The organism is Hydrogenovibrio sp. (assembly GCF_965140365.1).
Lineage (GTDB): Bacteria > Pseudomonadota > Gammaproteobacteria > Thiomicrospirales > Thiomicrospiraceae > Hydrogenovibrio.
In genome coordinates this window covers 2,450,000-2,464,421 of record NZ_OZ223196.1, presented here as the reverse complement: position 1 = coordinate 2,464,421, position 14,422 = coordinate 2,450,000, and the positions used below count along the sequence as shown (strand labels likewise).

General features: G+C 46.3%; 14 protein-coding genes. 11 read left to right on the top strand and 3 right to left on the bottom strand.

The genetic code is table 11. From position 1 onward, the window contains the following. Positions 1-31: 31 nt before the first annotated feature. The 3 genes from dnaN to AC0KH7_RS11640 all read right to left on the bottom strand — a co-directional run bounded on the left by dnaN (position 32) and on the right by AC0KH7_RS11640 (position 3,905). A complete protein-coding gene (gene dnaN / locus AC0KH7_RS11650) occupies positions 32-1,138 on the bottom strand; it encodes a DNA polymerase III subunit beta (RefSeq protein ID WP_472373599.1) in 1,107 nt (368 codons plus the stop codon). Positions 1,139-1,291: 153 nt separating this feature from the next. Next, complete coding sequence (gene dnaA, locus AC0KH7_RS11645; protein WP_472373597.1) at positions 1,292-2,698, bottom strand: chromosomal replication initiator protein DnaA; 1,407 nt, start codon at positions 2,696-2,698, stop codon at positions 1,292-1,294. 418 nt (positions 2,699-3,116) lie between these two features. After that, on the bottom strand, positions 3,117-3,905 hold the full coding sequence (locus AC0KH7_RS11640; protein ID WP_472373596.1) for a sulfite exporter TauE/SafE family protein: 789 nt from the start codon (positions 3,903-3,905) through the stop codon (positions 3,117-3,119). Positions 3,906-4,291: 386 nt separating this feature from the next. On the opposite strand from AC0KH7_RS11640, the gene rpmH reads away from it, so the two are divergent. The 11 genes from rpmH to AC0KH7_RS11585 all read left to right on the top strand — a co-directional run bounded on the left by rpmH (position 4,292) and on the right by AC0KH7_RS11585 (position 14,305). Beyond that, positions 4,292-4,426 carry a 50S ribosomal protein L34 gene (gene rpmH, locus AC0KH7_RS11635; RefSeq protein WP_082671993.1) on the top strand — a complete coding sequence of 45 codons (135 nt, stop codon included), beginning with the start codon at positions 4,292-4,294 and terminating at the stop codon, positions 4,424-4,426. Between the two features lie 12 nt (positions 4,427-4,438). Further along, positions 4,439-4,939 (top strand): ribonuclease P protein component, encoded by a 501-nt coding sequence (gene rnpA, locus AC0KH7_RS11630; RefSeq protein WP_472373594.1) that lies wholly within the window; start codon positions 4,439-4,441, stop codon positions 4,937-4,939. Between the two features lie 100 nt (positions 4,940-5,039). Further along, positions 5,040-6,704 (top strand): membrane protein insertase YidC, encoded by a 1,665-nt coding sequence (gene yidC, locus AC0KH7_RS11625; RefSeq protein WP_472373592.1) that lies wholly within the window; start codon positions 5,040-5,042, stop codon positions 6,702-6,704. Positions 6,705-6,716: 12 nt separating this feature from the next. Further along, positions 6,717-7,040: a hypothetical protein gene (locus tag AC0KH7_RS11620; RefSeq protein WP_472373591.1), complete on the top strand. Its 324-nt coding sequence runs from the start codon at positions 6,717-6,719 to the stop codon at positions 7,038-7,040. Positions 7,041-7,158: 118 nt separating this feature from the next. Continuing rightward, a complete protein-coding gene (mnmE, locus tag AC0KH7_RS11615) occupies positions 7,159-8,514 on the top strand; it encodes a tRNA uridine-5-carboxymethylaminomethyl(34) synthesis GTPase MnmE (protein WP_472373589.1) in 1,356 nt (451 codons plus the stop codon). 1 nt (position 8,515) lies between these two features. Then, positions 8,516-8,692 carry a hypothetical protein gene (locus tag AC0KH7_RS11610; RefSeq protein ID WP_472373587.1) on the top strand — a complete coding sequence of 59 codons (177 nt, stop codon included), beginning with the start codon at positions 8,516-8,518 and terminating at the stop codon, positions 8,690-8,692. A 73-nt stretch (positions 8,693-8,765) separates the two neighbouring features. Continuing rightward, positions 8,766-9,746 (top strand): cation diffusion facilitator family transporter, encoded by a 981-nt coding sequence (locus AC0KH7_RS11605; RefSeq protein ID WP_472373585.1) that lies wholly within the window; start codon positions 8,766-8,768, stop codon positions 9,744-9,746. A 39-nt stretch (positions 9,747-9,785) separates the two neighbouring features. Beyond that, positions 9,786-10,022, top strand: a complete 237-nt coding sequence (locus AC0KH7_RS11600; protein WP_472373583.1) for a YigZ family protein — start codon at positions 9,786-9,788, stop codon at positions 10,020-10,022. 109 nt (positions 10,023-10,131) lie between these two features. Continuing rightward, positions 10,132-12,021, top strand: a complete 1,890-nt coding sequence (locus tag AC0KH7_RS11595) for a Dam family site-specific DNA-(adenine-N6)-methyltransferase (protein WP_472373582.1) — start codon at positions 10,132-10,134, stop codon at positions 12,019-12,021. Beyond that, the gene (locus tag AC0KH7_RS11590; RefSeq protein ID WP_472373580.1) at positions 12,022-13,707 is read left to right on the top strand and encodes an AlwI family type II restriction endonuclease; all 1,686 of its coding nucleotides are present in this window, start codon (positions 12,022-12,024) and stop codon (positions 13,705-13,707) included. Between the two features lies 1 nt (position 13,708). Beyond that, positions 13,709-14,305, top strand: a complete 597-nt coding sequence (locus tag AC0KH7_RS11585) for a YigZ family protein (protein ID WP_472373579.1) — start codon at positions 13,709-13,711, stop codon at positions 14,303-14,305. Positions 14,306-14,422 lie beyond the last annotated feature (117 nt).

Genomic DNA, 14,422 nt, shown 5'->3' with positions numbered 1-14,422 from the left:
GGCGCTTGGGTGTGCGCCGGTTGGAACGCGACTAGAGACGCATTGGCATGATGACGTGCTGGCAGTGGCAGGTTTCGTTTTGGGTATCGACCATGCAGCTGCTGTTGGCGTCTTTCATGTACAGGGTGACGGCTTCTTCGTGCATGGAGTTCAGTACGTCCAATAGGTAGTTGACGTTGAAGCCGATTTCCATTTCTGTGCCGTTGTAATCAATCGCCATGTCTTCGTGCGATTCGTCCTGATCCGAGTTTTGCGCGTGTACCGCCAACAGGTTCTGGGTCAGCGCCAAGCGGATGCCTTTGAATTTGTCGTTCGACAGGATGGCGGCGCGTTGTAACAGGCTGCGCAGCAACTCACGGTCGGTTTGCACCAGTTGGTCGTTGTGCTGCGGTAAGACGCGCTTGAAGTCCGGGAAGCGGCCGTCCACCAGTTTACAGGTGAACACCGTTTCTTCGAATTGCACCGTCAGGTAGTTTTTCGCCAGAGCGAAGGCAATCAGGCTGTCGTCGTCGTCAATCAGTTTTTGCAATTCCAGCACGCCTTTACGTGGCAGAATCGCTTGGGTGGCGGTCAGCCCTTCCGTTTCCAACAAGGTTGAGCAAGTCGATAAACGGTGGCCGTCGGTGGCCACCACGCGTAAAGTCTGGTTGCTGATGTCAAACAGCATCCCGTTCAGGTAGAAACGGACGTCCTGGCTGGCCATGGCGAAAGCGGTATTGTGAATCAGTTGCTTCAATTGGTTCTGCGCCATGGAGAAGGACAATTCGGTTTGCGTCAAATCGATGGTCGGGAAATCGTCTGCCGGCAAGGTGGAAAGCTTGAAGCGGGAACGACCGGCCGATAATTGGCAACGCATTTCTTCAAACTCCAGCAAGATGGTCAGCCCGTCCGGCAGTGAGCGCACGATGCTGATGAGTTTCACGGCCGGCAAGGTGACGCTGAAATCGCCATCGCTGCTTTCCAACTCGGTCGTGGCACGGGTTTCGATTTCCAAATCCGACGCGGTGACGGTCAAGGAATTCTGGCTGACCTGAAACAGGATATTGGCCAGAATCGGCATCGTTTGACGTTTTTCGACTACGCCGCCGACCGTTTGAAGAACTTTTAAAAGATTCTCGCGGGAAAGACTGATTTTCATCTCAATACCTTTGCAATATGAAGTTTGACGTTGGGTCTAATTATGCCAATATTTCCGACATTTATGTATAGAAACCCAAGAAAAATTTTAAATATTTTTACCAATGTTTTGTGTGGGTTTTAAACGAAAGCGTTCAGGCTTTCGAACAAGGGGTTAATTCGTAATAATTCGAACCAGACTGTTGAAGTCTTCTTCCACACGGTGGTCGGTTTCTTTCAGTTCGTTGATTTTGCGCACCGCATGCAACACAGTGGTGTGGTCACGTCCGCCAAAAGCGTCGCCGATTTCCGGCAGGCTGTGGCTGGTCAATTCTTTGGAAATGGCCATGGCGACTTGTCGAGGACGGGCAATGTTGCGGGTGCGACGCTTCGATAATAAATCGGCGACGCGAATTTTGTAATAATCGGCCACGGTTTTCTGGATGTTTTCCAGCGTGATCATTTTTTGTTGCAGTGCCAACAGGTCTTTCAAGGCTTCTTTCGCCAAATCGACCGTGACCATTTGCTGGGTGAACTGCGCAAAGGCGCCGACCCGTTTCAAGGCGCCTTCCAAATCGCGGACATTGCCGCGCAAACGTTTGGCGATGAAGAAAGCCACTTCGTCCGGCAGCAAAAAGCCGAATTCACCGGCTTTTTTCATCAAAATGGCGACCCGCATTTCGAACTCCGGCGGCTCGACGGCGATGGTCAGTCCCCAGCCAAAACGCGATTTTAAGCGGTCTTCCAGGCCGTCCACTTCTTTCGGAAAGCGGTCACTGGTGAGGATGACTTGTTTATTACCTTCCAAAAGGGTGTTAAAGGTGTGGAAGAACTCTTCTTGCGACTGTTCTTTTTTGGCAAAGAACTGGATGTCATCGATCAGCAAGGCGTCGAGTGAACGGTAAAAACGTTTGAATTCGTCGATTTTATTGTGACGCAGCGCATTGACCATATCCGCGACGAAGCGCTCCGAATGCAGGTACACCACACGGGAGTTCGGGTTTCGGCGAATCAATTCATTACCAATGGCGTGCATTAAGTGGGTTTTACCCAGGCCAACGCCGCCGTAAATGAAAAAAGGGTTGTAACTGCCACCCGGATTGTCGGCCACTTGGCGTGCGGCGGCGGCGGCCAATTGGTTGGCTTTACCTTCCACAAAGGTTTCGAAGGTGAAATTGGTGTTGAGGTTGTGTTTGATGGACTTTTTTGAGTTGCTGGAACCGCTGTTGGTTTTTTGTTGTGCGGCCGGTTCCAAGTCATCCTGTGGTTGGGCTTCCGGTGCCTCGCGCAAGGCTTGCGGCACCGTACTGACCTCGGGCTCGTCAAAGCTGTCCAGAGCATAGTCGCCCACTTCCAGGGTGACTTCCGGCGGATTGACCGGCGCGACCAGGTACACGGCTTGTTTGATTTCGCCGAAAAGTTTTTTGTTTACCCAGTCCAAAATGAAGCCGGACGGCGCAATCAGGCGAATGCGTCGCGCGTCTTCCATGGCTTCCAAAGGGCTGATCCAGGTTTGCATCTGCTGTTCATTCAGAACAGCTTCCAGTTGTTTTAAGACTTGTGGCCAAAGCGATGTTGTCAAAACGAGTACCCATTTCCGCTCCGAGAAAAGGAAAAAAGCGGCGCTTTCCTCGGGCGAATTTTATTCATTATTATGGTTGATTCATTTGAAACGTTCGGAAAAACGTTCGCCCATGAAAGAAGGGCAGACCGGTCGAAAACGTTTTCGAAACCGGCTTTAAAAGCGCGCCCATTCGGCGGCCAAAAAACTAACGGCGATTATACCTGTGAATAACTTTAAAAAATACCCTTAGCCTGTGGATAAGTTGTTGAGAAAGGCTGTGGATAAAACCGATTTCAATGTAGTTATCTAGCTGAAATATAAGTTGTTTTTGTGTTTTTTAAAATTAAACAATTTTTTTTGTATTGAAGATTTTTGGGCGCGCTTGTTGGCCGACGGAAGGCGACCAGTCATGCGTTGTGTTCGATTGACGGGCGGGTTAAAACCAGAACATTTTAATGGCCAGGATAACCAGCAGTACACCAAAGACCCGTTTTAAGAGTTTGACCGGCAGTCGATGGGTTAAAGCGGCTCCGAGCGGCGCTATAAAGAAACTGGCGATGACAATGCCGAAAAAGGCCGGCCAATAGATATAGCCGGTGGCGTAAGCCGGTAGGTCGGTGGCGTTCCAGCCACCAATGACAAAGCCCAAGGTGCCAGCCGCCGCCACCGGCAGGCTGCAGGCGGCCGAGGTGGCGATGGCTTGTCGGACCGATACGTTATGCCACACCATATAAGGGGTATTGAGTGCGCCGCCGCCGATGCCCACCAGTGAGGAAATGCCGCCGATCAGCGTGCCGGCCACCGAGCGGGCGGCCAGCCCCGGTAATTCACGGTGGGGATTGGGCTGCGCATCCGTCAGCATTTTAACGGCGATGACCAGTTCGATAACGGCAAATATTTGCGCGAGGGTGTTGGCATTGAAAAACTGTGACACCCAACCGCCGAATAGACCGCCGAGCAAAATGCCCGGCGTGAGGGTTTTGACAATGTCCCAGCGGATGGCGTCGTGTTTTTGGTGTGCACGAATTGATGCCGCGGCCGTTACCAGAATGGTAGCCATGGAGGTCCCGATGGCGAGATGGACTAAGTGGGGCGTGTTCAGAAAATACACAAACGCCGTGGTCAGCACCGGTACAATGATTAAACCGCCGCCGATGCCCAGCAAGCCTGCGAAAAAGCCTGCGATGATTCCCGTCAGCAGATAAATAGAAAATTCGATTAACATGGACGGGAACTATAGCATAATTTGCGAAAGGTGGATTCTGAAAAGGCTTGAAACACTTTGAGAAGAAGAAATGGGCGGATGAGAGCGGATGAAACGGCGTAAATCCGATTTTTGACCAGGCCTGGTAAAAATAATGGATTATCTGGTTGTTATTTAAAGGGGATTCGATTAAAATGCGCGATTCTTTTGAAAGAAGTAATTTTCTAATGAGAGCTTTGCATGAGTGGGGCGCTATAGAAAAATGAAATAAAATTTTTCTGAATTAGGCGGAAAACGCAGCGAATAGCGAGCTATTGGCCAGTTTTTCAACGACATTCAGGGAAATTTTAGCCATTTTTATCTGTGCATCCATCTCGTGCAACGCTCTCCTTAATAGGATTGATATCATGAAACGTACATTTCAACCAAGTGTTATCAAGCGCGCTCGTACGCATGGTTTCCGTGCTCGCATGGCAACCAAGAACGGCCGTAAAGTTTTGGCGGCTCGTCGTGCAAAAGGACGTAAGCGTTTGACTGCGTAATCATTCATCTTAATGATTGAGCAGCCGCCACAAAATTCTGATGAGTCGGGTTCGGGGTTAAGTCTAGACAACCTGGAACTCACTCATCACGATTTCAACCGAAATCACTTTCCCAAATCCCTTCGACTTCTGAGTCCCAAACAGTTTCAACACGTATTCGCCAAGGCAGAGAAATTCTCTAATCGCCATTGGACCTTTATTGTTCGTCCGAATGGGTTGCCTTATCCGCGGCTGGGATTAGCCATCGCTAAGAAACAATTGATGAAATCCGTCTGGCGCAATCGGGTAAAAAGATTGGCGCGAGAGACATTTCGTCAACATAAACAAGCAGTAAGCGGGTATGATATTGTCGTTTTAGGGCGTAGAGGCATGCAGGATGTCGAGAATCGCGTTCTGATCAACAGTTTTGAACACCTGATCCGGAAAGTGAAGCAAAGCGGTTTGAAAGACGGCCAGCAACGACGCCAGGCCGGCAGACCGGCTGCAGTGCGAAAGCGCCGGGACAAGGCTTGATTTCGCCCGAATCAGCCGAACAGTACAGTAGAATAAACACCTTTAATATATGTTACTCGGTTTTTGTGAACCGTAACGATTGAGAAGCAGGAAACAACGGATGAATATGAGATCTTTCTGGTGGTTGGCGTTAGCCTTCACATTGCTCTGGATTTGGTTGCAATGGACGCAATTCCAAAACCCACAAACCCAGGCCCTGACGACCGCCACCCAATCGACCTCGCAAACGTCGAAAGAGGCCGCTGTGCCGGAAGTCAATGAAGCGGATGCCGTGCCGGGCGCACATCAGGCCACGCAGGATGTGCCGACGGCCAAAGCCAAAATTCAGCAAGCACAGCGCATTCATGTCAAAACCGATGTGCTGGACATTGTGATCGACACGCAAGGCGGTGACATTCGTGATGTGAAACTGCTGAAATACGCCGCGACGCAAGATCATTCCAAGCCGTTCCAGTTGATGGGCGATGAAGCCCCCATGATGTACATCGCGCAAAACGGCATTGCCCTGCAGAAGAAAGCCACGCTACCGGCTCCGACACACAAATCGTTGTATCAGTCGGCGCAAACCCACTATGAACTGACCGGCGATACGCTGGAAGTGCCTTTAACGTGGGAGCAGGATGGCGTCAAGGTCACCAAAATTTATCGCTTCCAGAAAGGTCGTTACCTGATTAACATCGATTATCGAGTTGAGAATACGGCTCAGGCTGAATGGAGCGGTAGCTTGTACTCTCAGTTGGTCCGCAACACCTACGATCCGGATCACAATGCGATGATGTACACCTACACCGGACCGGTGTTGTACAACGGCCACGCCGAAAGCAAATACAACAAACATCCGTTCGATGACCTGAAGACCGAACCGGTTAATAACCTGTCCGTTGAAGGCGGCTGGGCAGCGATGATTCAGCACTACTTTATGTCGGCGGTGATTCCGAATCAGGACAGTCAGAACCGTTATTACGCCAAGCCGTTGGGTGAAGGCGATTACGTTGCCGGTGTGGTGGAGCCGATGGTGTCGGTTGAGCCGGGCCAAACCGGTAACTTGACGTCCGAATTGTATATTGGGCCGATTATTCAGGATAACTTAGAAAAAATCGCGCCCGGCCTGGAGTTGACCGTGGATTACGGCGTCTTGACCATCATCGCCGAGCCGATTTTCTGGGTGTTGGAAAAAATCCACGCGCTGGTCGGCAACTGGGGTTGGTCGATCATCCTCTTGACGATTTTGATCAAACTGCTGTTCTACAAACTGTCGGAAACGTCTTATCGTTCCATGGCGCGCCTGAAGAAATTCCAGCCGAAGTTGCAGCAGTTGAAAGAAAACTATGGCGATGACAAGGCCATCTTCCAGCAGAAATTGATGAAGCTGTACAAGGAAGAGAAGATCAACCCACTGGGTGGTTGTTTGCCGATTCTGGTGCAGATGCCGGTGTTCATTGCGCTTTACTGGGTATTGTTGTACTCGGCGGAAATGCGTCAGGCCCCTTGGATTCTGTGGATTCAGGATTTGTCGGCCAAAGACCCGTATTACATTCTGCCGGTTCTGATGGGGATTTCCATGTGGGTACAGCAGAAACTGAATCCGTCGGCAATGATGGACGAAATGCAGCAGAAGGTCATGAAAGCCTTGCCGTTTATCTTCACCATCTTCTTCATGTTCTTCCCGGCCGGTTTGGTGCTTTACTGGGTGGTCAACAACATCCTGTCGGTTGCGCAGCAGTGGTACATCACCAAGAAGATCGAATCGGGCGAAGAAAAATAATAAGGAAATACCATGCAGTTAACCTATGAAAAACCGGGTAAAGATCACCCGAAATATGGCCAAGTCGATTGGTTGGTGATGGATGGCACCACGCCGATTTGTTATAAAACTCAAAACGGTTATGTGCCGTTGGAAGGCGGCTCGGTGCAAACGGCACCGGCCACGGCCTCTGTCGACACACAGCCTTTGTATGTGCTGTCGTTCAAGGTCAACGACGAAGCCGAAGAAATGACGTTCAAGTCGAAAAAGAAACTCGATAAAACGGTGGCCAAATTGAGCCAGAAACCGTTTGTGACCGATTTACAGACCACCACTTATCAAGTGATGGCCGGTTAAGGTTTCTAAGTTTCGGTCTCGATTGTTTCGGCAAGGTACGTCGAAACAATCCATATGTTTAGCGCCCGTTAAGGGCGCTTTGCATTTCAGAAGCGCCAACGGTTGAACAGGAATCCACATGACGTTTGCATCGAATGACACTATTGCTGCGGTTGCTACCGCGCCGGGACGCGGCGGTGTGGGCATTGTTCGCGTGTCCGGTCCGCAGTGCCGCGGTATGGCGGAAGCGATTCTCGGTTTTGTTCCGAAACCGCGTTATGCGCATTACGGCCCGTTTTATGGGCTTGGCGGTGACGTGTTGGACGAAGGCATCGCGTTGTTTTTTCCGGGACCGAATTCCTTTACCGGTGAAGACGTTCTGGAGTTGCAAGGGCATGGCGGGCCGATCATTCTGCAATGGTTGTTGGAGAGAGTGGTGCAACTCGGGGCACGGTTGGCGGAGCCGGGCGAGTTTTCCAAACAGGCTTTTTTAAACGATAAGTTGGATTTAGCACAGGCCGAGGCGATTGCCGATTTGATTGACGCCAGCTCGCAGCAGGCGGCTAAGTCGGCGTTAAAGTCTTTGCAGGGTGAGTTTTCCAAACAGGTCAACGAACTGGTCGAAGAGCTGATTCAGTTGCGCATTTACGTGGAGGCCGCCATCGACTTTCCGGAAGAGGAAATCGATTTTCTGTCCGATGGCAAAGTGGCTGGGGAATTACAGCATATTCTCGATCGGTTGCACCAAGTGTTGGCGTCTGCGCAACAAGGGGTGTTGTTGCGGGAAGGGATGTCGGTGGTGATTTTGGGGCGCCCGAATGCCGGTAAATCCAGCTTGTTGAATGCCTTGTCCGGCCGCGAATCGGCGATTGTGACCGATATCGCTGGCACCACGCGCGACATCGTCAAAGAAGAAATCCAAATCGACGGCATGCCGTTGCATGTGTTGGACACCGCCGGGTTGCGCGAAGCGACCGATGCGGTGGAGCAAATCGGTATCCAGCGCGCCTGGGCAGCCATTGAAGAGGCCGATAGGATTTTGGTGGTGGTGCAGGCCAATGAAAGCATCCACCCCGAAGACCGGGCGATTTTGACGCGGATGCCGTCACACATTCCGGTGACCCTGATTCACAATAAAATCGACTTGATTGAAAAATCGCCAGGCCTGGACGAATCCGCGACAACCGCGGAAATCTGGTTGTCGGCCAAGCATCAGCTCGGGCTGGACCTGCTCAAGCAGCATCTGAAAATCCAGATGGGGTATGCACAAACCCAAGAAGGTGTGTTTATGGCGCGTAAACGTCATCTGGACGCTTTGAATCGGGCCTTGGAATTCGTACAAACCGGCCAACAGCAGTTGGAAGCCTATGCCGCCGGGGAATTGCTCGCGGAGGATTTACGTCAGGCGCAGCAGGCACTGTCGGAAATCACCGGGCAATTTACTTCGGACGATTTGTTGGGACGAATTTTTACCTCCTTCTGCATCGGAAAGTGATATGTTGAAGCTATTGAATTGGGTATTCGGTTGGTTTGGATACGAATGGGTGCGTGATATCCGACCGTATGAACGCGAATATGGCGAAAATGAACTCGACGATGGCTGGGACGATTTATATGAAACCAACCCCCGCTACCGTTTACGGCGCAAAGGCGTGTCGTCTTCCGATGACTGAAATGGTTAGCCTATTATTAAGCCTGCGGGGCTCGGGCCTATATTGAACTTACAAAACACATAAGAACGGAAACATGTCGAATCAAAAAATCCCTTTAGCCCAAAAAGTTGCGACGGAAAAGCGCGCCATCAAACTGGTGATGGTCGGCGACATTTTGATGGCCGTGCTTGGGCTATTGTTTTATTACCTGACCCAGTCTCAGGCGATTTTGATGGACGGGGTTTATCCGTTCATCGATTTGGTCGCCGGTTTGTTGACCTTGCGGGTGGTCAGCCTGATGGCCCAGCAGGCCAGCCAGTCTCAGCCGTTCGGTTATGCCATTTTTGAACCGGTGCTGAATTTCATCAAAGGCGTGTTGATTCTGCTGGTCATTTTGGTGGCGTTTTACGCCTCGGTGGAAGCGATTTTCCACGGCGGTCGTCACATTGACGCCCATATTGCCGTGTTCTATTCCGTGATTGCCTCCGTGCTTGGGTTTGGGTTGGCCTATGTGCTGTACCACATGAATAAAACCGCCCAGTCATCGCTGATTCATGTGGATTTGCAAGGTTGGTTGACCGGCGGCATTCTCAGTATCGCTGTCGGCTTGTCGTTCGGCGCGGCTATCTGGATGGAAGCCATCGGCCATGAAGAATGGGTGCCTTACACCGACCCGGTGGTCATTCTGATTTTGATTTTATTGATGTTGCCGATTCCGCTGAAAATCTTAAAAGATAACGGCTTGCAGATTATCGGCCGTACCGATGATGCCGAATTGATGCGTTTTCTGCAAAAAGAAGTCGAGGAGGTCTTCGATTCCGTCGGCTATCTGGATATGAAAATTCGTTATTTACAAGCCGGGCGCATGATGTACGTGCAGGTTTACATTCAACTGGGGGACGAAACCCCGTTTGACATTCATCAGCAAGACGACTTCCGTGACCGTTTGTATCACCACCTGAAACAAACCTATGATTATCTGTCGTTGGATGTGATCTATACCGCTCAACCGATTTGGGTGATGCGCAGTATTGGCGAAAACCATACCAACATCGAATCGAACTCCGAAAATTGACCAGGCCTGGCCTGTTTGCCGGGTCATAAAAAGGTAACCATGTCGTATCCTGTTCCCGCGGACTTGAACCGCGCTGAAATTGAAATCAAAAAAAGCCGCTTTATCGCCTATGCCAAGGGCATTCAGAATCGTGCGGAAGGCATGGCGTGGTTGGCGGAATTGAAAGCGCAGTACCCGGATGCTCGCCACCATTGCTGGGCGTATTTGCTGGGTAACCCCGAATGCGCCAGCAATGCCGGGATGGGCGATGGCGGTGAAGATTTGAGGAGTTGTTAGATAAAATTAATCAACTGGAAAGTGGTAAAGTTGTCCATTCAGATCATAAATGAATTACTAGTACGTGGTAAAATAAAAAGCTAATGAAAATTAATTCGGTGTCAGGGTAATGCAACAAGAATGTCTTTTGATTGGTAGTAGCTACAAACCCATTTTGAAGTGGGCTGGAGGGAAAACTCAATTATTGGACAAAATTTATCCACATATTCCTAATCATTACAATAAGTACATAGAGCCATTTTTTGGTGGTGGTGCTCTATTCTTTAGCTTAAGTTACGAAAATTCTGTTATTTCTGATCTAAATCCAGAATTAGTTAACCTTTATACTCAAGTTGCGAATAATCTTGATACTGTAATTTCTTTCCTAGAAAAATACAGCAATACAGGAGAATGTTTCTATCACGTTCGTGCTTTGGATACTTCTAAACTATCCGATTCTGAAAAAGCGGCAAGAACACTTTATTTGAACAAAACCTGTTTTAATGGTTTGTATCGAGTGAACAAAAAGGGGCAGTTTAACGTCCCATTCGGGCGTTATAAAAATCCTACGATTGTTGACTACGAAAACCTTAATAATGCTTCCAAATTACTTCAAAAAGCAACCATTATCAATGGAGGCTATAGAGAAGTTTTGGGTCAATTCGCAGAACCTAATGATTTAGTATTTCTAGATCCCCCATACCTACCAATTTCTGATTATTCAGACTTTAAAAGATATACAAAAGAACAGTTCTATGAAGAAGATCATATTGAGTTGGCGGAAGAAGTGGAAAGACTCCGAGAATTAGGATGTCATGTAATTTTGACTAACTCTAATCACCCTCTCGTACATGAACTTTTTGGTAAGTATAAAATCGAAGTGCATAGCACAAAAAGACACATCTCTTGTAAGGGCGGTAAACGGACTGGTGAAGATGTAATTGTAGACATTCCTCCAAAGAAAAAATTTGATTTAAGAATTGTTCCTGATCAGCTCCCCAAACAAGTTTCAATGTATCCTTCGACTCGTTATATGGGTTCTAAGAATAAGTTATTACAGCAGATTTGGGGCATTGCTTCTCAGTTTGATTTTGATAGTGTTTTGGATTTGTTTTCAGGCTCTGGCGTAGTTAGTTATATGTTTAAAGCTCAAGGGAAAAAGGTTGTAAGTAATGACTATATGTCATTTTCTTCTCTATATACAAAAGCTATGGTAGAAAACAACACTGTTACGCTTACTGACAAGGATATTGAATTTCTTTTGTCGGATAAGGGCCTTTGTGATGGATTCGTTGAAAATACATTTAAAGACCTGTACTTCACCGAAGATGAAAATATTTTCATTGATCAGGTAAGAGCAAACATAAAAAAGTTTAGAAGCAGTACAAAAAGAGCAATAGCAACATCTGCTTTAGTTAGAGCTTGTTTTAAAAAGAGACCTAGAGGAATCTTTACTTATGTTGGTCACAGGTATGATGATGGTAGGAAAGACCTTCAAACAACACTAAAAGACCATTTTGTAAATGCAATAGAACAAATTAACTTAGCTGTTTTCGATAACGGACAGGAAAATTTATCAAGAAACCTTGATGCAATGTCTCTAAATACAAAAACTGACTTAGTGTACATAGACCCTCCATATTACTCGCCTCACTCTGACAATGAGTATGTTCGTCGATACCATTTTGTTGAGGGTATAGCTAGAGATTGGAAAGGGATTGAAATTCAAGAGCACACCAAGACGAAGAAATTTAAATCTTATCCAACTCCTTTTTCGTCGAGAACGGGAGCTTATGAGGCGTTTGATAAGCTTTTCAAGAAACATAGGGATAGTATTCTGCTTGTTTCATATTCATCAAATAGCTTACCAACACTAGATGAAATGGTTTCGTTGCTCTCTAAATATAAAGGGAATGTTGAAGTGATTCCTGTTGACTATCAATACTCTATTGGTAATCATGGTCATAAAGTTGGAAGTAATAACAACTCCGTTAAAGAGTATTTGTTTGTGGGTTACTAAATGAAAGCGTGGCACTTTGGTAATACAACTGTTCGTTCAGCATTGAGATTAAGAGATGGTTTGATAGCGATTAGAGAGTGTGGTCTGGAAGGTCATATTCGGGGTGCTGATGGGGATAAAGCATTAAGAGACTGTTTTGGTAAAGTTGAATTGGTTTCTTTAGGAGCAGACTCTACCAATAGTGTTGGTCGAAAATGGCGTTCAGCTATGGAAAGAATGGGGTTTTTAGTTCCTGATTTACCAAAGAAACACTCTTATATTCAGAGTGCAATTGGCGCATCTGACTTTATTTCTAATAATGGTTTGACGTTAATAAATTCAGATAATCTTCAAACTTGGCAAGAATGTTACCTTAGGGCTTTATCTGCTTATCGTATACCTGACGATAATGATGACTTAAGTTTTGCTCCTTTTTCTTTTGTATTGAGTGTCATGTTAGGCCTAAGAGAAAAATGCGGTAACAGCAAATTGAACAAACATGAAATGGCAATTTTTGTTCAGCTAAGCTGGTCGAATGAAAAGGTTGATATTGTAGTCGATGAAATAAGTTCTTTTAGGAGTGAGTTAAGAAAACTTAAAGGTAAACCAAGAAAAGATTTGATTAAGCAAACTTGGCTTTCTAAGTCTGGATTGTCTGAAACAACTCAAAATGATTATTCCGATACAAATTTTCGATACTTAAAGTCTACTGGACTTTTTAAGTCATCACGCACCAGTATTTTTTTGGATGAAGACAAAATTTTTGTGGCGGAAGAAATCGCTAAGAGTTTTTGGAAACCTCAAAATTTGACTGAGTATTATCAAGGTCTTTGTAATGGTGCTCCATTACCAACCGATAATTTAGATACAGCAAAAGATACTGCTAAGGTATTTGCTAGTAAGTTAAAAGAGCATGGTATTGAGGTCTCTGAAGATGAGCTAAATGCGATAACTGAAGTCTCAGCTATAAATACAAAGCGTTTTGAGCTTGAAGAGCAACTATTTAAGATCAGAGAGAAAGAGTTCGCTGCTCAGCAGGTTCAAGAAATTGAAGAAATTATCGCATATCTTAATTTGCTTTTAGATAATAAATTTAATGCGACACTTGAAGACGGTACTGAAATAGAAATTCCTAAAAATGAGAGACCTGCATACTTTGAATGGATTGTTTGGCGTGCGTTTTTAGCAATTAACTCAATTGTCAATCCTCCTTGGGAGTCGAGAAACTTTAAAGTAGATCCTGACTTTAAACCTCTATCTCATGCGGCTAGTGGCTCTTCAGATCTGGTTTTTGAGTTTGATGACTTTGTTCTTGTTGTTGAAGTAACTCTTACCCAGTCATCTAGGCAAGAAGCAGCTGAAGGTGAACCAGTCAGGAGGCACGTAGCAAATTTTGTACAGGAATTTTCAGAAACAGGTAAAAGGGTTTTTGGGTTGTTTTTAGCGATTAATATCGATACTAATACTGCTAACACATTCCGTCTAGGTGAGTGGTATTTACCAGGCGACTCACAAATCAATGTACATATCGTTCCCACAACTCTTCAAGACTTTAAAACCCTGTTTGAATCAAGAAAAGAAGACCCAAATAGTTTATTGGTAATTTTAAAGCACTTACTCATCGACTGCCGATTAGACAGTAATAATCCTGCTCCTGAGTGGAAAAAGAGAATTTCAGAGAAATTCCAAGCATCCTCAAACTGTTGATATGTCTTACTTAGAACCTGTTAATAGTGTTTCAGAAGAAATTGAGATTAAGAAAAGTCGGTTTATCTCATTTGCTAAAAAAGTGATTTCTCGAGATCAGGCGATGGAGTTTATACAAGAATTACGAGATGCGTTTCCAGATGCAAGGCATGTTTGTTGGGCATATTTACTTGGAGATCCTAAGAACTCTACAAATTGTGCGAGTAATGATGATGGAGAACCAAGCGGGACCGCGGGAAAACCAATCCTTAGTCAAATCAATTATAGTAGTATTGGCAATGTGGCCGTAGTAATTGTCAGGTACTTCGGAGGTATTCGCTTGGGTGCAGGCGGACTGGTTCGAGCATATAGAGAATCGGCACAAAAAGCATTAAAAGCATTAGAGGTTGAAGAACATATAACACATGTTGAACTATTAGTTAATTGCCCATTTAGTGAAGAAAATAGCTTAAGAAAAATTATTGAATCGCTTCAGGGGGAAATATTGAAAATAGATTATTCATATGAAGTGAGGATTGCGGTAAGTCTTCCTGAGGCTTTTATTTCTCGCTTGAAGCAAGAATTCCATAATACTTCTATCGAAATAATTGAAGGGTAAAAGTAATTTTTCCTTTCTAGATGACAAAATGCGTACACAGTGAATCGCCACTCATTTACTTTCTGATCAGCAATCTGAAAACAGGCTCATAAAATTCGTGGAGAGATTAAAGCTTTT